Annotated in this window: 16 protein-coding genes; 9 read left to right on the forward strand and 7 right to left on the reverse strand. The window is 61.4% G+C overall.

The annotated features are described in order from the left end of the window. Positions 1-380: 380 nt before the first annotated feature. The gene (gene hslU / locus DFR34_RS15485; protein ID WP_110392062.1) at positions 381-1,715 is read right to left on the reverse strand and encodes an ATP-dependent protease ATPase subunit HslU; all 1,335 of its coding nucleotides are present in this window, start codon (positions 1,713-1,715) and stop codon (positions 381-383) included. Positions 1,716-1,770: 55 nt separating this feature from the next. Further along, the gene (gene hslV, locus DFR34_RS15490; RefSeq protein ID WP_110392063.1) at positions 1,771-2,307 is read right to left on the reverse strand and encodes an ATP-dependent protease subunit HslV; all 537 of its coding nucleotides are present in this window, start codon (positions 2,305-2,307) and stop codon (positions 1,771-1,773) included. A gap of 281 nt (positions 2,308-2,588) precedes the next feature. On the opposite strand from hslV, the gene DFR34_RS15495 reads away from it, so the two are divergent. From DFR34_RS15495 to DFR34_RS15505, 3 genes are all read left to right on the forward strand, one after another. Beyond that, a complete protein-coding gene (locus tag DFR34_RS15495; protein WP_146215178.1) occupies positions 2,589-4,037 on the forward strand; it encodes a hypothetical protein in 1,449 nt (482 codons plus the stop codon). 132 nt (positions 4,038-4,169) lie between these two features. Beyond that, positions 4,170-4,457, forward strand: a complete 288-nt coding sequence (locus DFR34_RS15500; protein WP_245906919.1) for an ArsR/SmtB family transcription factor — start codon at positions 4,170-4,172, stop codon at positions 4,455-4,457. A gap of 50 nt (positions 4,458-4,507) precedes the next feature. After that, on the forward strand, positions 4,508-4,849 hold the full coding sequence (locus tag DFR34_RS15505; protein ID WP_245906920.1) for a carboxymuconolactone decarboxylase family protein: 342 nt from the start codon (positions 4,508-4,510) through the stop codon (positions 4,847-4,849). Positions 4,850-5,051: 202 nt separating this feature from the next. Here the strand turns inward: DFR34_RS15505 and DFR34_RS15510 are convergent, their stop codons facing one another. The 4 genes from DFR34_RS15510 to DFR34_RS15525 all read right to left on the reverse strand — a co-directional run bounded on the left by DFR34_RS15510 (position 5,052) and on the right by DFR34_RS15525 (position 7,857). Continuing rightward, positions 5,052-5,429: an oxidoreductase gene (locus tag DFR34_RS15510; protein WP_110392066.1), complete on the reverse strand. Its 378-nt coding sequence runs from the start codon at positions 5,427-5,429 to the stop codon at positions 5,052-5,054. Positions 5,430-5,584: 155 nt separating this feature from the next. Beyond that, positions 5,585-6,145, reverse strand: coding sequence for an elongation factor P (efp, locus tag DFR34_RS15515; protein WP_110392067.1), 561 nt, complete (start codon positions 6,143-6,145; stop codon positions 5,585-5,587). Between the two features lie 69 nt (positions 6,146-6,214). Beyond that, positions 6,215-7,372 carry an elongation factor P maturation arginine rhamnosyltransferase EarP gene (earP, locus tag DFR34_RS15520; RefSeq protein ID WP_110392068.1) on the reverse strand — a complete coding sequence of 386 codons (1,158 nt, stop codon included), beginning with the start codon at positions 7,370-7,372 and terminating at the stop codon, positions 6,215-6,217. Continuing rightward, positions 7,369-7,857: an Lrp/AsnC ligand binding domain-containing protein gene (locus tag DFR34_RS15525; protein ID WP_077301319.1), complete on the reverse strand. Its 489-nt coding sequence runs from the start codon at positions 7,855-7,857 to the stop codon at positions 7,369-7,371. Before DFR34_RS15525 ends, earP begins: the two co-directional genes overlap by 4 nt. A 135-nt stretch (positions 7,858-7,992) precedes the next feature. On the opposite strand from DFR34_RS15525, the gene DFR34_RS15530 reads away from it, so the two are divergent. The 5 genes from DFR34_RS15530 to pyrI all read left to right on the forward strand — a co-directional run bounded on the left by DFR34_RS15530 (position 7,993) and on the right by pyrI (position 14,986). Next, positions 7,993-9,375 carry a D-amino acid dehydrogenase gene (locus tag DFR34_RS15530; RefSeq protein WP_158281860.1) on the forward strand — a complete coding sequence of 461 codons (1,383 nt, stop codon included), beginning with the start codon at positions 7,993-7,995 and terminating at the stop codon, positions 9,373-9,375. 391 nt (positions 9,376-9,766) lie between these two features. Continuing rightward, a complete protein-coding gene (locus DFR34_RS15535) occupies positions 9,767-12,598 on the forward strand; it encodes an EAL domain-containing protein (protein WP_158281861.1) in 2,832 nt (943 codons plus the stop codon). A gap of 17 nt (positions 12,599-12,615) precedes the next feature. After that, entirely contained in the window at positions 12,616-13,374 is a 759-nt protein-coding gene (locus tag DFR34_RS15540; RefSeq protein ID WP_110392071.1) for an iron-containing redox enzyme family protein, read from the forward strand. 215 nt (positions 13,375-13,589) lie between these two features. Then, positions 13,590-14,513, forward strand: coding sequence for an aspartate carbamoyltransferase (gene pyrB / locus DFR34_RS15545; protein ID WP_110392072.1), 924 nt, complete (start codon positions 13,590-13,592; stop codon positions 14,511-14,513). A gap of 11 nt (positions 14,514-14,524) precedes the next feature. Further along, the gene (gene pyrI / locus DFR34_RS15550) at positions 14,525-14,986 is read left to right on the forward strand and encodes an aspartate carbamoyltransferase regulatory subunit (protein ID WP_373277982.1); all 462 of its coding nucleotides are present in this window, start codon (positions 14,525-14,527) and stop codon (positions 14,984-14,986) included. A 226-nt stretch (positions 14,987-15,212) separates the two neighbouring features. On the opposite strand, the gene DFR34_RS15555 is transcribed toward pyrI, so the two are convergent. Next, positions 15,213-16,004, reverse strand: a complete 792-nt coding sequence (locus DFR34_RS15555; protein ID WP_110392073.1) for an inositol monophosphatase family protein — start codon at positions 16,002-16,004, stop codon at positions 15,213-15,215. Between the two features lie 350 nt (positions 16,005-16,354). Here DFR34_RS15555 and DFR34_RS15560 point away from each other — a divergent pair, with 350 nt between their 5' ends. After that, positions 16,355-17,083 carry a 16S rRNA (uracil(1498)-N(3))-methyltransferase gene (locus DFR34_RS15560; protein WP_110392074.1) on the forward strand — a complete coding sequence of 243 codons (729 nt, stop codon included), beginning with the start codon at positions 16,355-16,357 and terminating at the stop codon, positions 17,081-17,083. Positions 17,084-17,210: the final 127 nt, after the last annotated feature.

The raw sequence follows: 17,210 nt of genomic DNA on the forward strand, positions 1-17,210 counted from the left end.
TCTTTTTTGAAGATTTTTGCAAAAAACTGCACCTACCCGGCGAATTCTCGCAAAACACCGCAGCAAAACTTCTTTCAGCACGGGCAATTTTTTGCCTGAGCCGGCAAAAATCGGCAAAACAGTGAGGTTTTGGCTGTCTCACCGGCCGATTTACCGCTGCCGGCCGTAAAAAAGCCCCCAGAATCGACCGACTACGCGCTGAATACCGGACAACCAGGCCGGTAAACCCGGCAAACCATGCCTTCCCCGGCTCTTCGAACACCCGACGCCGGGACCCTCTCTATAGATGTCGCTCTTGAATCACGCTTATAGATGCAACAACGCCCCGGCAGGGACTGCACGGGGCGTGGCGAACATGACTCTATAAGAGGGCGGTCGATTTACAACACGTAGCGCGCCAAGTCTTCGCGCTGCGCCAGCGAGGCCAGCTTGCTGTCCACGTAGGCGTCGTCGATGGCGACCTGTTCCGAGCGTGCCGCGAAGGACAGTTCTTCCAGCAGTTTCTCCATCACCGTATGCAGACGACGGGCGCCGATGTTTTCCATCTTCTCGTTCACCTGCCAGGCAATCTCGGCCATGCGGCGAATGCCGGCGTCGGTAAAGGCCAGTTCGGTGCCTTCGGTGGCCAGCAAGGCTTGATATTGACGGGTCAGGCAGGCGTCGGTGTTGGTGAGGATTTCCACGAAGTCGTCTACCGACAGCGCCGACAGCTCAACGCGGATCGGGAAGCGGCCTTGCAGCTCGGGCACCAGATCAGACGGCTTGGACAGATGGAAGGCGCCAGAAGCAATAAACAGGATATGGTCGGTTTTCACCATGCCGTATTTGGTGGACACCGTGGTGCCTTCCACCAGCGGCAGCAGATCGCGCTGCACGCCGGCGCGGGAGACATCCGAACCGGAGGTTTCGCCACGGGCGGTGACTTTGTCGATTTCATCAATAAAGACGATGCCGTTTTGCTCGACATTGCGCAGCGCGTCGCGCTTGGTGTCTTCTTCGTTGACGAATTTGGCGGCTTCTTCGTCGGTGATCAGCTTGCGCGCTTCGCTGATTTTCATCTTGCGCGACTTTTTCTGGCCGTTGCCCATATTGGCGAACATGCCCTGGATTTGCTGGGTGAGCTCTTCCATGCCTGGCGGGGCGATCATTTCGACATGGGCGCTGAGCTGGGCGACTTCGATTTCGATGTCTTTGTCGTCCAGCTTGCCTTCGCGCAGCATCTTGCGGAATTTCTGCCGGGTGTCGCTGTGCTCGCTGTTGGCGGCCGGCTCGCCGACAAAGCCGGGGTAGGGGCGGGCGGCGGGCAGCAGCGCGTCCAGGATGCGTTCTTCCGCAGCGTCTTCGGCGCGGTGGCGATTTTTGCGAATGGCGTCTTCACGCGCTTCTTTGACCGCCACTTCGGCCAGGTCGCGGATGATGCTGTCCACGTCGCGGCCCACATAGCCGACTTCGGTGAATTTGGTGGCTTCCACTTTAATGAACGGCGCATTGGCCAAACGGGCCAGGCGGCGGGCGATTTCGGTTTTGCCCACGCCGGTCGGGCCGATCATCAAGATGTTCTTGGGGGTGATTTCGCTGCGCAGCGGCTCGGCCACTTGCTGGCGACGCCAGCGGTTGCGCAAGGCGATGGCGACCGCGCGCTTGGCGGCGGCCTGACCGATGATGTGTTTGTCCAGTTCGTGGACGATTTCCTGGGGGGTCATGGATTCAGACATGGCGGCAATCCCGGCGGTGACAGTGGCGAAAATTCAGGCTGGCGCTCGGCGCGCGTCAATCCAGGGTTTCAATCACATGATTCTGGTTAGTATAGATACAGATGTCGCCGGCAATGGTCAGCGCCTTTTTGACGATGTCTTGCGGCGACAGTTCGGTGTTCTCATATAAGGCGCGCGCCGCCGACTGGGCGTAGGCGCCGCCCGAGCCAATGGCGGCAATGCCGTGTTCGGGCTCCAGCACATCGCCGTTGCCGGTGATGACCAGGGTGCGCTCACGGTCGGCCACCGCCAGCATGGCTTCCAGCCGGCGCAGGGCGCGGTCGCTGCGCCATTCTTTGGCCAGCTCAATCGCGGAAATCAGCAGATTGCCCTGGTATTTTTGCAGCTTGGCTTCAAAGCGCTCGATCAGGGTAAAGGCATCGGCGGTGCCGCCGGCAAACCCGGCCAGCACTTGGTCATTGTGCAGGCGGCGCACTTTGCGCGCGGTGGATTTGATCACGATATTGCCCAGCGTCACCTGGCCGTCGCCGCCCAGGGCCACCTGCTGGCCGCGGCGAACCGACAAAATGGTGGTTCCGTCGAATTGTTGCATGCGTGCGCCTTCCGGAAAAAAACAAAAAGCCGCCGACAATTCAGACGTCGGCAGCTTTCAGGATATGTGGCCAGTTGCGGCAATTACAAGGCAAACCCCTGCCCAAGGCAGGGGCATCTTGTGCGCTGTGGCATCGTCACTATATATAGAGATCGCCAGCGCCGCGTGGCAGGCGACGTTCGCCGCAGCGGATGCGTATAATCCAACGATGATGTCAGGGCGCAAACGTGTCCGTTAACCTATTGTTTCGTTGCCATGCTGGCAGCGTGTGATTGCCGACCATGAAACCGTTGTCACCCCGTTCCCGCCTCAAGGGCGATCCTTTCTTGCCGAACCGCTTCATCTTTGGCGACGCCATCGATCAGCACGGCATTGAGGAATATGAATACCTGGTGCACACCGAGCAGCCGACCTTTGTCTGCCGGCTGATGCACCGCGCCATCCCGTTTGATGGCGCCGACAGCGAACAATTCGCCAGCGCCATGCTGTTCGACCCAGAAGAAAACGTCAGCTACTACACCTGCAATGATGGGCTGGCAATGACCGATTTTGTCTTTTTGGGCGAGCCGGACAGCGAACCGAACGCCGGCGCGCTGCAAAAGATCTGCGATGAAGCAGTGGCGGCCTACTGGGCGATTGACGAGGCGTACAAGAACAATCAGCTTGAGCTGAATGAATATGGCCGCCGACCACGCGAGTTGCCGCCCATGCAGCTGGACGACGCCACCCGCGCCCACGCGGTATCCGAACTGGCACGCGCCGCGCGCGAAGCGGTCAGCGGCCCTGAACGAGCGCCGCAGCTGATTGCCCATGTCCATAGCACCCTGCACACCGGCGACGCTCGCATCCTGCCGGAAGCGCTATTTGCCCTGCACGATGCGCCTACCGCACGTGAGCGACTGATCGACACCGCCCGCACGCTGATTGCCCAGCCGGACGTCGCCCGTCCGGATGGCTCGTTTGTGCCGTATGAGCTGTGGGCGATTCCGCTGCTGTACAGCGCCAACCATGCCGGCGACTGCTGGTTCTTTCCGCGTTTGGCCGAACTGGAACGCGTGCTGCAAAAGCACCTGGGCATTCCTTACGGCAAGGGCCTGCACGTCTCGCCCACGCTGTTCACCCCGGACATGCTCAATGCCTCTGGCTGCCAGGTGCTCAGCCAACTGGCGGGCATGCTGGACGCCGGCGAGGCTTATGTGCCAGGCGACATCAACATCATGCGCAGCGCTTATCAAGAAGCCAAGCAGCGCTTTGTGCCACGCATGACCTTGAACTGGATTATTTTTGCCGTCGAGCGCGGCGTGCTGACGCACGAACCGCTGGCCGACCCCAACGCCTTGCTGGACGCGCTGATGCCGGAAGTCGAAGCCGCGCTGAACGAGCACATCGACTATAACGAGGCCACCTTGTTTGCCCCCGAGCCGCTGTGGCAAAGCCTGGTCACCGGCACACGGGCGTCCAATCAACAGCGCCTGGCGTTTACCTCTTTGCTGCTGGACAAGCGCATCGGCCTGGCCAATGTGCGCGCGCATATCGAACTGATGCCGGCACAGGGCGCCTTCCAGCTGCGCCTGCAAGGCAAGGACGACGACGACACGGTGGAAACCACCTTTGCCTGGCTGATGACCCCAGACATCGCCCCCAGCCGGGAAACCGCGCTGGCCGAGCTGGAAGCGGTGCTGGAAGCGCACAACATTGCCTGCGACACCTATCAAGACCGTCTGCACTGACGTTTTGCTCGCTGTACTCAACCCGTCCGGCAAGGCGCCTTGCGCTTTGCCGGTAAAACGCTTGTTTTGGGCTTGCGCTTTATTTAAGAAAAAGCTAAATTGATGGCCATGAACACGTTGGCGCCCGCCGAGATGCGTCCTCATGCCCGCGCCGCCGCCCAGCTGCTCAAGGCGCTGGCGCATGAAGAACGACTGATGATCCTGTGCAATCTGCTGGAAGGCGAACGCACGGCGGGTGAATTGTGGCAACGCTCCAGCCTGTCGCAGTCGGCGTTCTCGCAGCATCTGGCGGTGTTGCGCGGCGAAGGCTTGATCCGCTCGCGCAAAACCGCGCAGACCATCCACTATGCGCTGAACCCCTCGGTGGCGGTGGAGGTGTTGCGCGTGCTGCAATCGGCGTTTTGCCCCAGCCAGGACTGAATTTTTTTGCCCATTATTTCGTATTTTTCTAAATTAGATAAGGAAGAATCATGCCCGACTATCGCCAACTTACCCAAGGCATCAGCAGCAGCATGGCCGGCCTGCGCCAGGACATTCCCGAGGTGATGAAAGGCTTTAGCGCGCTGGCGCATGCCGCCACCCAGAATGGCGCGCTGGACAAGAAAACCAAAGAACTGATCGCCCTGGCCATCGGCGTGGCGGTGCGTTGTGATGGCTGCATTGGCTTTCATATGCAAGCGCTGCTCAAGCTGGGCGCCAGCAAAGCAGAAATCGAAGAAACCCTGGGCATGGCGGTGTATATGGGCGGCGGCCCGTCGCTGATGTATGCGGCGCACGCCATGCAAGCGTATGACCAGATGACCGCGGACTAAGCGTCGCGAAGCAAATTCTCCTGGCGTGCTAGCCCGACCTTGCCGCACCACCCGCACTGTCTGCGGGCGTCTCACCAGGAACGCTGCGCTGAATTTGGTAAGCGACGCGAGAACAGCGCTGACACACGCTGCATCGCACACATAAAAAAACGACCGCAGGCGCCGGCCTCGGTCGTTTTTTTGCTGCTGGTTCGCTGACCGCTCAGTGATATTCCAGCTCGTCGTGCTTGCCCTTGACCAGCCGGCCGGCAAACAACGACATCAGCAAGATGGCGATGCGCTCGTGCATGATCAGCGTATGGTCGTTGCCGGATTCCTGCATATACTGGCGCAGGCTTTCCCGCACCACCGGCACGCCGGTGACGTCAATCAGGATATCCACGTTTTCACCCAGGCGGGCCAGGTCCATGAAGTCCGAGGTCACCATCACGTCATGACCGCGAGCCAGCGAAATGCCCGGCTGCGACAGGTCCAGATCCGCCACGCCCACCACTTGCACGAACGGCGCCTCAAACAAACGCGCCAACAGCGGCGTGCCGGTTTCGCCAGCGCCAATGATGCCAATCTTGATGTGTTCCATACCCGCCTCTTTGCAAAAAAATGTATCAAGCATAGGGCAAAGGCCGGCATAAGATGTTGATATTAATCAATCCTTAGGATGGATCGCGCCCATGACAGACATGAAAAAACCCTGCTGTCTCCAGCAGGGTTTTTGGCGGACGCCAAACCACGCCATCAGGCGCGCTTCTTGAATTCGCCAGTGCGGGTATCGATTTCGATCTTGTCGCCGATGTCCACAAAAGCCGCCACCGGCAGCTCAAAGCCGTTCTTCAGGCGGCCCGGCTTCATCACCTTGCCCGAGGTGTCGCCGCGCACGGCCGGCTCGGTATAGATCACTTCGCGCACGATGGTGGTCGGCAGTTCAACCGAGATGGCCTTGCCGTCGTAGAAGGTCACTTCGCACAGATCTTCCATGCCGTCTTCCAGGAAGTTCAGCACGTCGCTCATATTGTCGGCTTCCACTTCGTACTGGTTGTACTCGGTGTCCATGAACACATACATCGGGTCGGCAAAGTACGAGTAGGTGCATTCCTTGCGGTCGAGCACCACCACGTCAAACTTTTCATCAGCCTTGTACACGGCTTCGCTGGCGGAGCCGGACAGCAGGCTCTTCATTTTCATCTTCACCACGGCGGCGTTACGACCGGACTTGTTGTACTCGGTCTTTTGCACGACCATCGGCTGGCCGTCGAGCATGAACACGTTGCCGGCGCGGAGTTCCTGAGCGGTTTTCATTGAATATCCTGTTTACAGTTCTGGTAGTGAGCGGCCGCCACGCGGCCACTGATTTGCGAAAACGCGTGATTATAAAAGAGTTTCACAAAAACGCGCCAGATTGACGGCAAGCGTGTCGCGCTGCGCCAGTTGCGCCGCCCAGCGCCGGGCGTGTTCGGCCAGCGCAGCGCGTTCGGCCAGCAGCGCCCGCCAGGCCGGCTCAATGCCTACGCCGTGGTTCCAGGCCAGCCAGAAATCCGTCAGCGCGGCGGCGCTGGCGGCTGGCAATTCGGCGGCGTACAGCGCCAGAAAAGCCCGCAATTTATCCAGGTGCGCGCAATCGTCCTGTGGATAAATGTGCCAGACAAACGGCCGCGCCGCCCATTGCGCGCGCACAAAAGAATCCTCGCCGCGCACCAGATTCAGGTCGCACAGCCACAGCAAGCGGTCGTACTCGCGCTGCTCGACAAACGGCAAGCCCTGCACGCGCACCGCGCCGCGCTGCCCTTGCCAGCCCGGCGCCAGCCACTGGCCGCACCAGTGTGCCGCCTCGGCAGCGCCGCGCCCATCGGGGACCAGCACGCGCACTGGCTCGCCGTGCGCCAGCAGCGCATCCAGCCAGGCGTCAACGCGCTCGCCGCCGTAGCAAAACAGCGACACGGTCAACTCGCCAGCCAGCGGCGGCGTCAGCCCCAGCGCCGCCCAGCCGGCGGCCGGGTCGGCCAGCTGCGCCTCGCGCCGCGCCGACACATCGGCCTCGCCCAACACCCCGCCGGTATTGTCGCGAAAACCCGGAAAGAAAAAATGCTTGCGCAGCGGCAAGCTGGGATGCGGCGATGGCAGGCCATGGCAGCCGCCCACCCAGTCTTCGGCGCTGAGGTATTCCAGGTTGATCCACACCGGCGCCGGCTGGCAGGCGGCCATGGCTTGTACAAAACCCTCCGGCAAGTTGCAGGCAAATGCTTCGATCACCCGTTTGGCAGGGATAACCGCCGGCAAGGCGGCGGCGTCCCAGCGCCGCACCTCAATGCCTTCGATGCTTTGCGCATCCAGGCTTGGCGCCAGCGACGGACACAGCCGGGCAAAGCTGGCCAGATCGTCCACCCACAGCCGCACCGACATGCCCAGCTCGGCGGACAGCTGGCGCGCCAGCCGCCAGCACACGCCGATATCGCCGTAGTTATCCACCACGGCGCAAAAGATATCCCAATCAGGGCGGTCTACACTGACACAAGAGGGGCTGTTCATAGGCTCACCGGCAATTCCAGGGTTTCCTTGACTTCTTCCATCACCACATAGCTGCGCGACTCGTTGGCGCAGGGCAGTTTCAGCAGGATGTCGCCCAATAATTGCCGGTACAGCGACATGTCGGGGATGCGCGCCTTGATCAGATAGTCAAAATCCCCGGACACCAGATGGCAGTCCAGCACATGCGGCAGGGTGAGCACTTCGCGACGGAAGGCTTCAAAGATTTCACCAGATTTGGTGGACAGCTTGATTTCGACAAACACCAGCAGGGGCAAATCCATGGCCTTGGGGTCGAGCCGGGCGTAGTAGCCCTGAATCACCCCGGCTTTTTCCAAGCGGCGCACTCTTTCGGTGCACGGCGTGGCCGACAGGCCCACCCGCTCGGCTAAATCAGTCATGGAAATGCGGCCGTCAGATTGCAGAATATCGAGGATGCGCCGGTCGATGCGGTCGAGCTCTTTGAAGCCCTGGTATCGGGTTCTCATGTTTCCCTGCTTTTTCTAAAAAACACACAAAGTTGTCACTGGCCTTATGGTTTCTTTGGTGAAATTCACCGGCCAAGCCTTCATATACTAACGCAAATCACTGGTGCGTAAGCGCCTTTTCTTGAATGTGTTTTCATGCAGCGCCCGGCGCTGCGCCAATCTGGCGCATGCCCGCCCGCAAGGCGAGCGCTCTGCAAGCAGAAGGAGGCAACGATGAAAGTCGTGATTCTGGGTGGGGGTGTGATCGGGGTGGCCAGCGCGTATTACCTGGCCAAGGCAGGCTGCGAAGTGACCGTAGTCGAACGTCAGCCGGGGCCGGCGCTGGAAACCAGCTTTGGTAACGCCGGGCAAATCTCGCCGGGTTATTCGGCGCCGTGGGCAGCGCCGGGCATTCCGCTGAAGGCGCTGAAGTGGCTGTTCCAGAAACACGCACCGCTGGCCATCCGCGCCGACGGCAGCCTGTATCAATGGCAATGGATGGCCAAGATGCTGTCCAACTGCAACGAAAAAAGCTACGCGGTGAACAAAGCCCGCATGATGCGCCTGGCCGAGTACAGCCGTGACTGCATCAAGGCCTTGCGCGCCGACACGGGCATTGCCTACGAAGGCCGCCAGCAAGGCACGCTGCAAGTGTTCCGCACCCAGGCGCAGCTGGACGCCATGGCCAAAGATATCGCCGTGCTGAAAGAATGCGGCGTGCCGTTCAAAGTGATGAACCGCGCCGAGATTGTCGCCACCGAACCGGCGCTGGCGCGCGTGCAAGACAAGCTGGTGGGCGCGCTGCAACTGCCCAATGACGAAACCGGCGATTGCAAGCTGTTCACCGAAGAGCTGGCCCGCCTGGCCGCCGGCCTGGGCGTGCAGTTCCGCTGGAACACCTCGATTGACGCGCTGCAGAGCGAAGGTGACCGCATTGTTGGCGTGCGCTGCGGCGGCGACACGCTGAAGGCTGACCACTATGTGCTGGCCATGGGCAGCTACTCGCGCGCGCTGCTGAAAACCCTGAGCATCGACATCCCAGTGTACCCGGTGAAGGGCTATTCGCTGACCGTGCCGATTACCCGCGCCGACGCCGCGCCGGTGTCCACGGTGATGGACGAAACCTACAAAGTGGCAATCACCCGCTTTGACGACCGCATTCGCGTGGGCGGCATGGCCGAGCTGGCCGGCTTTGATCTGTCGCTGAATCCAGAACGTCGCGCCACGCTGGAAATGGTGGTGGGCGACCTGTTCCCCGATGGCGGCAATATCCCGGCGGCGGAGTTCTGGACCGGCCTGCGCCCGATGACTCCGGATGGCACGCCGATTATTGGCGGCACCCGCTTTGCCAATCTGTCGCTGAACACCGGCCACGGCACCCTGGGCTGGACCATGAGCGCCGGCTCCGGCAAGTTGCTGGCCGACCTGGTCACCCAACGCACGCCGGACATCAGCACCGAAGGCCTGTCGATTGCCCGCTACGGCCAGCCGGCCCGGCAAGCCACGCGCCCGGCGCACCTGACCCCGCGACTGTCCTGATTCGGCCCGACTGTTTCTGCCCGTTTCCCTCGGTTCTGCCATCCCAGCAGCGACCCTTGCCACGGCCCCGCCATCTTGCGGGGCCGTTTTTTGTGCACGCCCCCAGCGGCAACCCCGCGTACCCGGCTATGATTTTGTCGTATAAAAGCAACAAACGAATCATCTGACGCTTGGTGTACGGCCTTCTGCCAGCTATACCTATACAGGCATGACATCGACACATTATGCTACACGGCTAGGTCACACCATGGCGCCGTGCCCGCATTGCCGACGCTCAGCGGTATACGTGTCAAGTGCCAAGGCTATTTGTGTCCGCCCTGACTCGTCTAACCCGCCAGGGCTCCGTCCGCGTGACCTGCTTGGCTGCCCCCGCGCCAGCAAGGAAATTGGCATGAAACTGAACTGGATCACCGCACACCGCCGCCTGCTGAAATTGGTCTGGCCATTTGTACTCACGGTCGCACTGCAAGTTGCGCTGGGCGTGTTCAGCCTGAACATCCTGTCGGCCGTGCGCGCCTATGTCGGCGGCGAGAGTCTTTGGTCCAAGGGGCAAAAAGACGCCATTTATGCCCTTTATCGCTATGCCGACAGCGGCCACCCCGCAGATTTGGTGCAATACCAGCAAGCCCTGGGGGTCATTGCCGGAGACCGGCGCGCACGCGAGGCGCTGGAGCAAACCGAACCCAATACCGATGTTGCCCGCGAAGGATTTCTGGCGGGCGGCAATGCGCCGAGCGACGTCGATAACCTGATCTGGCTGTTTGTCGAATTCCGCGATGATGAGGATATCTCGCACGTGGCCCGGCTGTGGCGAGAGGGTGACCGGCTGATGGACGAGCTCAACCTGATCGCCATCCGCTTGCAGGAAGCCGCGGCCAGCCGCACGCTGGATCTGGACAAGCAACGGGCACTGCGCCAGAACATCCAGCGTATCAACGAACAGATCACCCCGCTGACCAAGGCTTTTTCGCGTTCGCTCAGCGATCTGGCACGGCGGGTAGAAAACCTGCTGCTGCTGATCAATGTGCTGGCAGCTGCCACCCTGGTCGGACTGGCACTCTGGCGCGCCAACCGCCTGCTGAGCCAAAGCGAAGGCTATGCCAGTGCACTGCGGCAAAGCGAGGAGCGCTTCAAGCTGGCCGTGCAGGGCAGCAATGATGGCATCTGGGATTGGGACATGCGCACTGGTGCGGTGTATTTCTCGCCGCGTTATAAAGAATTGCTCGGATTTGGCCAGGACGACTCAAGCCTGGACTTTGCCACCCTCACCGCCCGTCTGCACCCGGAAGACCGTGAACGCGCCATCGAAGCCCTGCGCCGCCATCTGGCCAATGAAGCCCATTACGATGTGGAATACCGCATGCGCACCCGCACCGGCGAATACCGCTGGTATCGGGCCCGCGGACGGGTGCTGCGCACTCCGGATGGTGTGCCTCTGCGCATGTCTGGTTCGCTGACTGACGCCACCGACCGCAAAGAAATCGAGCACGCGCTGCAAAGCGAGAAAGAACGCGCCGAAATCACGCTGGCGGCCATTGGCGAAGCGGTGATCACCACCGATACCCAGGGACAGATCGACTACATGAACCCGGCCGCCGAGCAATTGCTGTCGTGTTCGCTGACGCTGGCGCGCAGCAAGCCGCTGTCCAGCCTGTTCCGGCTGGTCGATCCCTTGCAACGCAGCCACGAAATGCGGCTGCCGCCCCTGCAATCCGGCATACAGCTGCCGGCCATCAGCCAGAATCACCATAATCTGCTGCTGATCCAGCATGACGGGCAGGAAATCTCGGTCAACCTGACCCACTCGTCCATCCATACGCACGATGGCCAGGTAGAAGGCCAGGTGCTGGTATTGCACGACCTCACCCGCGAGCATCAATACTTGGCCAGTCTGTCCTGGCAGGCCAGCCACGATATGCTGACCGGACTGGTCAACCGCCGTGAATTCGAGCGCAGCCTGCTGGCCTCACTGGCCACAGCCGACAGTGAACATGATGCCCTGATGTATCTGGACCTGGACCAGTTCAAGACCGTCAACGACACCTGCGGCCATGCGGCCGGTGACGCCCTGCTGCGCCAGACCGCCGCCGTGCTGCAACAGCAACTGGATCCGCATGACCTGCTGGCCCGGCTGGGGGGCGACGAATTTGGCGTACTGCTCAGCCACACCGATCTGGCCCGCGCCGAACACGTGGCCGAAGCCCTGCGCCAGAGTGTGCTCAAGCTCAACTTCACCTGGGGCGGACAATCCTTCTCGATCAGCGCCAGTATTGGCCTGGTGTACCTCGACCAGCATCCCGTCACCCTGGCCGAAGTGCTGCGGGCAGCGGATGTGGCCTGCTATATGGCCAAGGAAAAAGGCCGCAACCGGGTGCAGCGCTACCGGCCGCAAGACAGCGAAGTCTCCTTGCGCTACGACGAGATGGAATGGGTGCACCGGCTGCATCGCGCACTGGAAGAACAGCGCCTGTGCCTGTATGCGCAAACCATCCAGCCGCTGGCTGAAAATAGCGATGGCGAACACTATGAAGTCTTGCTGCGCCTGCGCGACGAGCAAGGTGATCTGGTGCCACCGATCGCCTTCCTGCCCGCCGCAGAACGCTACAACCTGATGCCCCAGATTGACCGCTGGGTGGTCACTGCGGCGCTACGCGCGCTGGAGGCCCGTCACCTGGGCCCGGACAAGCCCCGGCTGGGCCTGTGCGCCATCAATCTGTCCGGCGCCTCGATCAACGATGAACAGTTCCTGGATTTCCTGCGCGACACCCTGCGCAACAGCCCGGTGCCCACCACCTCACTGTGTTTTGAAATCACCGAAACCAGCGCGATTGCCAGCCTGGCTTCGGCAGCGCGGGTGGTCAGCGAATTGCGCGCGCTGGGCTGCCATTTTGCCCTCGACGACTTTGGCACCGGCATGTCGTCGTTTGCCTACCTGAAGCACCTGCCGGTGGATTACCTGAAAATCGACGGCAGCTTTGTCAAGGACATGGTGCGCGACCCGGTGGATCGCGCCATGGTGGAAATGATCCAGCGCATCAGCGCCATGATGGGCAAACACACCATTGCCGAATATGTAGAAGACCTCGATACGCTGAACATGCTGCGCGCCTGTGGCGTGCACTATGCCCAGGGTTATGGCATTGCCAGGCCACAACCCTTTTACGATCCCCGGCCCGTGCCCGCCCAGATCACGGCGCCGGACAGGACGACGACTTCACCCTGATACAGGAGACCTGCCTCATGAACGCTCCCTTCTCTCGCACCGGTCCGCTGATGGAACTCTCCAGCTACCCGGACTGGGCTCGCCAACTGGTGGAAGACTGCGCCGCCGACCGTGCCCGCGTCACCCAGCATGTGCTGTTCCAGCGCATGCGCGACGCCACCCTGCCCTACCCGATCATGCGTTACTTCCTGATTGGCGTGTGGCCGGTGATTGAACAGTTTCCGCAATACATGGCCTTCAACCTGCTGAAGGTGCGCTATGGCCGCCACCCGGGCGAAGACCTGGCCCGCACCTGGCTGATCCGCAACCTGCGCGTGGAACAACACCACGCCGATTACTGGGTGGATTGGGCCGAAGCCAGCGATGTCTCCCGCGACGCGCTGATTGCCGGCCTGGACGACCCGGCCACGCTGGCGCTGTCGCACTGGTGCTGGCGCACCTGTGAGCGAGAAGCGCTGGCCATATCGATGGCCGCCACCCACTACGCCATCGAAGGCGCCACTGGGGATTGGTCCAATCTGGTGTGCTCGACCGACACCTACGCACAAACCTTCCCGGAAGCCGACCGCAAAAAAGCCACCCGCTGGCTGCGCCAGCATGCCCAGTACGACGACACCCATCCGTGGGAAGCGCTGGACATCATCTGCACCCTGCTGGGCCATGAACCAGAAGCCAAGCAGCTTGAACAGCTGCGCCTGGCCATCTGCACCAGCTACCGCTATATGGCGATGACGCTGGACCGCTGCATGCAAATGGCGCCGGCCAAGCAAGACTGAGCGGCTGACACGTCGGGCTGGACGGCAGGGATTTATTCTGTCGTCCGCCAGCGCCTCTTCTATCAGCGCCGACGACACAGGTATAATGGTGACAACCACCGTCCGGAGTCAGTCGCCATGCATCCCGCGCCATCCGCCCGCCTTGCGTTGCGCCCGACCCGGAACGCCCCTCGCCCGCAGGGGCTTTTTTTCGCCCGTGATTCAAGGATTCCGAGATGAGCAATCCCCTGTACCAGCGACATGTGATTTCCATTGCCGACCTCACCCGGCACGACCTGGAAACCGTGATTGCCACCGCCCAGCAGCTCAAGCGCGAACCGCGCACCGACCTGCTCAAGGACAAAGTCGTCGCCAGCTGCTTTTTTGAAGCCTCCACCCGCACCCGGCTGTCGTTTGAAACCGCCGTGCAGCGGCTGGGCGGCACGGTGATCGGCTTTGACGACGGCGGCAACACCTCGCTGGCCAAAAAAGGCGAGACCATGGCCGACTCGGTGCGCATCATCACCTCGTATGTGGACGCCTTCGTGATGCGCCACCCCAAGGACGGCGCCGCGCGGCTGGCCTCGGAAAACTCCAGCGTGCCGGTGATCAACGGCGGCGACGGCTCTAACCAGCACCCCTCGCAAACCCTGCTGGATCTGTTCACCATCCACGAAACCCAGGGCAAGCTGGATGGCCTGACCCTGGCTTTTGTCGGCGACCTCAAATACGGCCGCACCGTGCACTCGCTGGCGCAGGCCCTGGCGCTGTTCAACTGCAAGTTTTACTTTATCGCCCCCGAAGCGCTGGCCATGCCCGACTACATCTGCGAGCAGCTGGACGCCCACGGCATCGAATACCAACTGGCCGCCAGCATCGAAGAAGTGGTGCCCGAGCTGGATATTCTGTACATGACCCGCGTACAGAAAGAGCGTTTCGACGAAACCGAATTCCAGCACCTGAAATCCAAATACAAGCTGGACGCCAGCATGCTGGAAGGCGCCAAGCCCAACCTGAAAGTGCTGCACCCGCTACCGCGCATCGACGAAATCGCCACCGACGTCGATGCCACCCCGCATGCCTACTACTTCCAGCAAGCGCAGAACGGCGTGTTTGCCCGCCAGGCGCTGCTGGCGCTGGTGCTCAACGAAACCGTGTAATGGAGAACGCGATGATGGAACACACGCTCAAGGTGGAAGCCCTGGCCAATGGCACAGTGATCGACCACATCCCCGCCGGGCAAGGTCGGCGCATTCTCAAGCTGTTTCGCATGTCGGAAAGCGGCGAGCGCATTTATATCGGCTTTAACCTGCCCAGCCGCCGCACCGGCAAGAAAGACCTGATCAAGGTCGAGAACATCACCTTCACCCCGGCGCAAGCCAACCAACTGGCGCTGTTTGCCCCCAACGCCACGGTGAATGTGATTGAAAACTTCAAGGTCAAAGAAAAACTGACGCTGGGCGTGCCCGACACGGTGGATGGCATGCTGACCTGCCCGAACAGCAACTGCATCACCGCCACCGAGCCGGTGGAAACCTCGTTCCGGGTGAGCGAGAAAGAAGGCGAAGTGCGGCTCAAGTGCAAGTATTGCGAAAAAACCTTCGCGCGGGATGCCTTTGCGCAATTGCGCTAAGCACACCTGTTTTGGGCGGGATGCTGGTCCCGCCGCCGACCCGCTTGCTTTGCTTCGCCAAATAAAACAGGTAAAGGAAGGTGAGCCAGACACGTGCTCAGCGCGGTAAGCGCTGGGCACGTTGCGCTTTATGAGCGACATACCGGCGCAGCACCACAGCCGGCGCCTCACACCGTCGCACATCACGCAAAAACCGATCACCTGAATCCATTCAGGACACGGTCAATCACTGATTATTGCGCACCCAACGCCGCCACTGCTCGAACAGACACGGATCCAGCGCGGCCACCGCCGAGCGGTGCCACAGCGGGCCTTGCCAATAATCGTCGCTGTCCAGCGTGCAGGCCTGGCCGCCGGCTTCTTCCAGAATCACAATCCCCGCCGCGTAGTCCCACAGCCGCTGGCCGCCATGCAGATACAGGTCATAGCGCCCTGCCGCCAGATAGCACCAATCAATGGTCGAAGCGCCCAGGCTGCGCTGGCTGCCAAACGGCGCCAGGCTGGTCAGCCGGGTGCCCAGCTTGCCGCTACGCAGATATTTGACCTCGACCGCCGCGATGGTGTCGCCCATGCTGGCAGGCGCCGCTTTCAGCGGCAGGCGGATGCCATTCATATAGGCGCCGCTGCCACGACGGGCGTAGAACATCTCGTTGGCCACCGGGTTGTAAATCACCCCCAGTTCGCTGCGGCCGTGGCGCATCAGCGCCACCGAGATGGCAAAGTAGGGCAGGCCGTGGATGAAGTTGGTGGTGCCGTCGATTGGATCAACCACCCACAAACCATCCGGGTTGGCCTCCCACAAGGCATGCTGTTCTTCCGGGGTCATTTCTTCGCCCAGCACCGGGTAGGGCAGGATGTCCGGCAGGCGACGCGCCAACGCTTGTTGAGTGGCCAGATCAGCCTCGGTGAACAGGGTGCCGTCCGATTTGCGGGTGGAACCCACACGCAAAAAACGCGGCATGACTTCGGTTTGCGCAATCTCGCGCAATGTCTGAATCACCTGATCGACCACCTGCATGGCACGACTCCCCCTCTTCAGCTTGTCAATATCATTCTGGCGCGCCGGTAGGCGCTGACCATGCCCGGCGAACCGGGTGCGTACCCGTCTGCGCGGGCGTGGCGCAGCATTTGGCTCGTGGCCCGGCGGCAACCACCGTCCCGCTGATGGCTCCCCCATGCTGCAATGCAAAGTGTGCCATAAGCCAGCGGCTGCCGTCTGGACAACATGTCACATTCCGCGCAAAAAAAGCCGGGCTTTTGCTGCTTTGCCATCAGCGATGCGCGGCATCGAACAGCCAGCCACCAGGAAAGCAGAAAAACCCGACGCAAACTGGCAGAATGGCGTTTTACCCTGCTGCCCGGATTGCCATGCCGCGTTTTTTTGTTGATCAACCGCTGATAGCCGGAACCGAACTGAACCTGCCCGATGCCGTGGTGCGCCATGTGCAGGTGCTGCGCCTGAATGCTGGCGATGCCCTCACGGTATTTAACGGCTCACCCCCCGATCTGGAGTACCCGGCCCGGATTTTGGCCGTCGGCAAGCGCGAAGTACGGGTACAACTGGATGCCGCACTGGCTGTCTCGCGTGAGTCGCCGTTGCGGCTGGGGCTGGCGCAGGGGATTTCCAGCGGCGAACGCATGGACTTCACCTTGCAAAAAGGGGTGGAAATGGGCGTCAACGTGTTCCAGCCACTGGCCACCCAGCGCAGCATCGTGCGGCTCAGCGGTGAGCGTGCCGACAAGCGCCTGGCACGCTGGCGCGACATCATCCTTTCAGCCTGTGAACAATGTGGCCGCAATACCGTGCCCGAGCTGCGCCCCATCCTCAGCCTGGACGCCTGGTTGGCCGAATCGGCCAATTTGCCGGAGGCGCGGCTGATGCTGTCACCGCTGGGTAGCGCCCGCCTGGCCGAATTACCCGCCCCCACGGCGGCCTGGCTGCTGGCCGGCCCGGAAGGCGGGCTGAGTGATGCAGAAGAACAAGCCGCCTTGCGTGCAGGCTGGACCGCGCTGAAACTGGGCCCGCGCATCCTGCGCACCGAGACAGCCGCACTGGCCGCCGTCGCCGCCATGCAGCAACGCTGGGGCGACTACTGACCGTCAACAAGTTATCCACATGTTTCGCACAGCTTGTGTGCAACTTGTGGACAGTACAATCCCCCACCCGAGGCGCCAGACGGGTGAACCCGGCCAGCACCTGCCGGTCGGAGCCTTCCAGAATATT

The organism is Rivihabitans pingtungensis, from assembly GCF_003201855.1.
Classification (GTDB): domain Bacteria; phylum Pseudomonadota; class Gammaproteobacteria; order Burkholderiales; family Aquaspirillaceae; genus Rivihabitans; species Rivihabitans pingtungensis.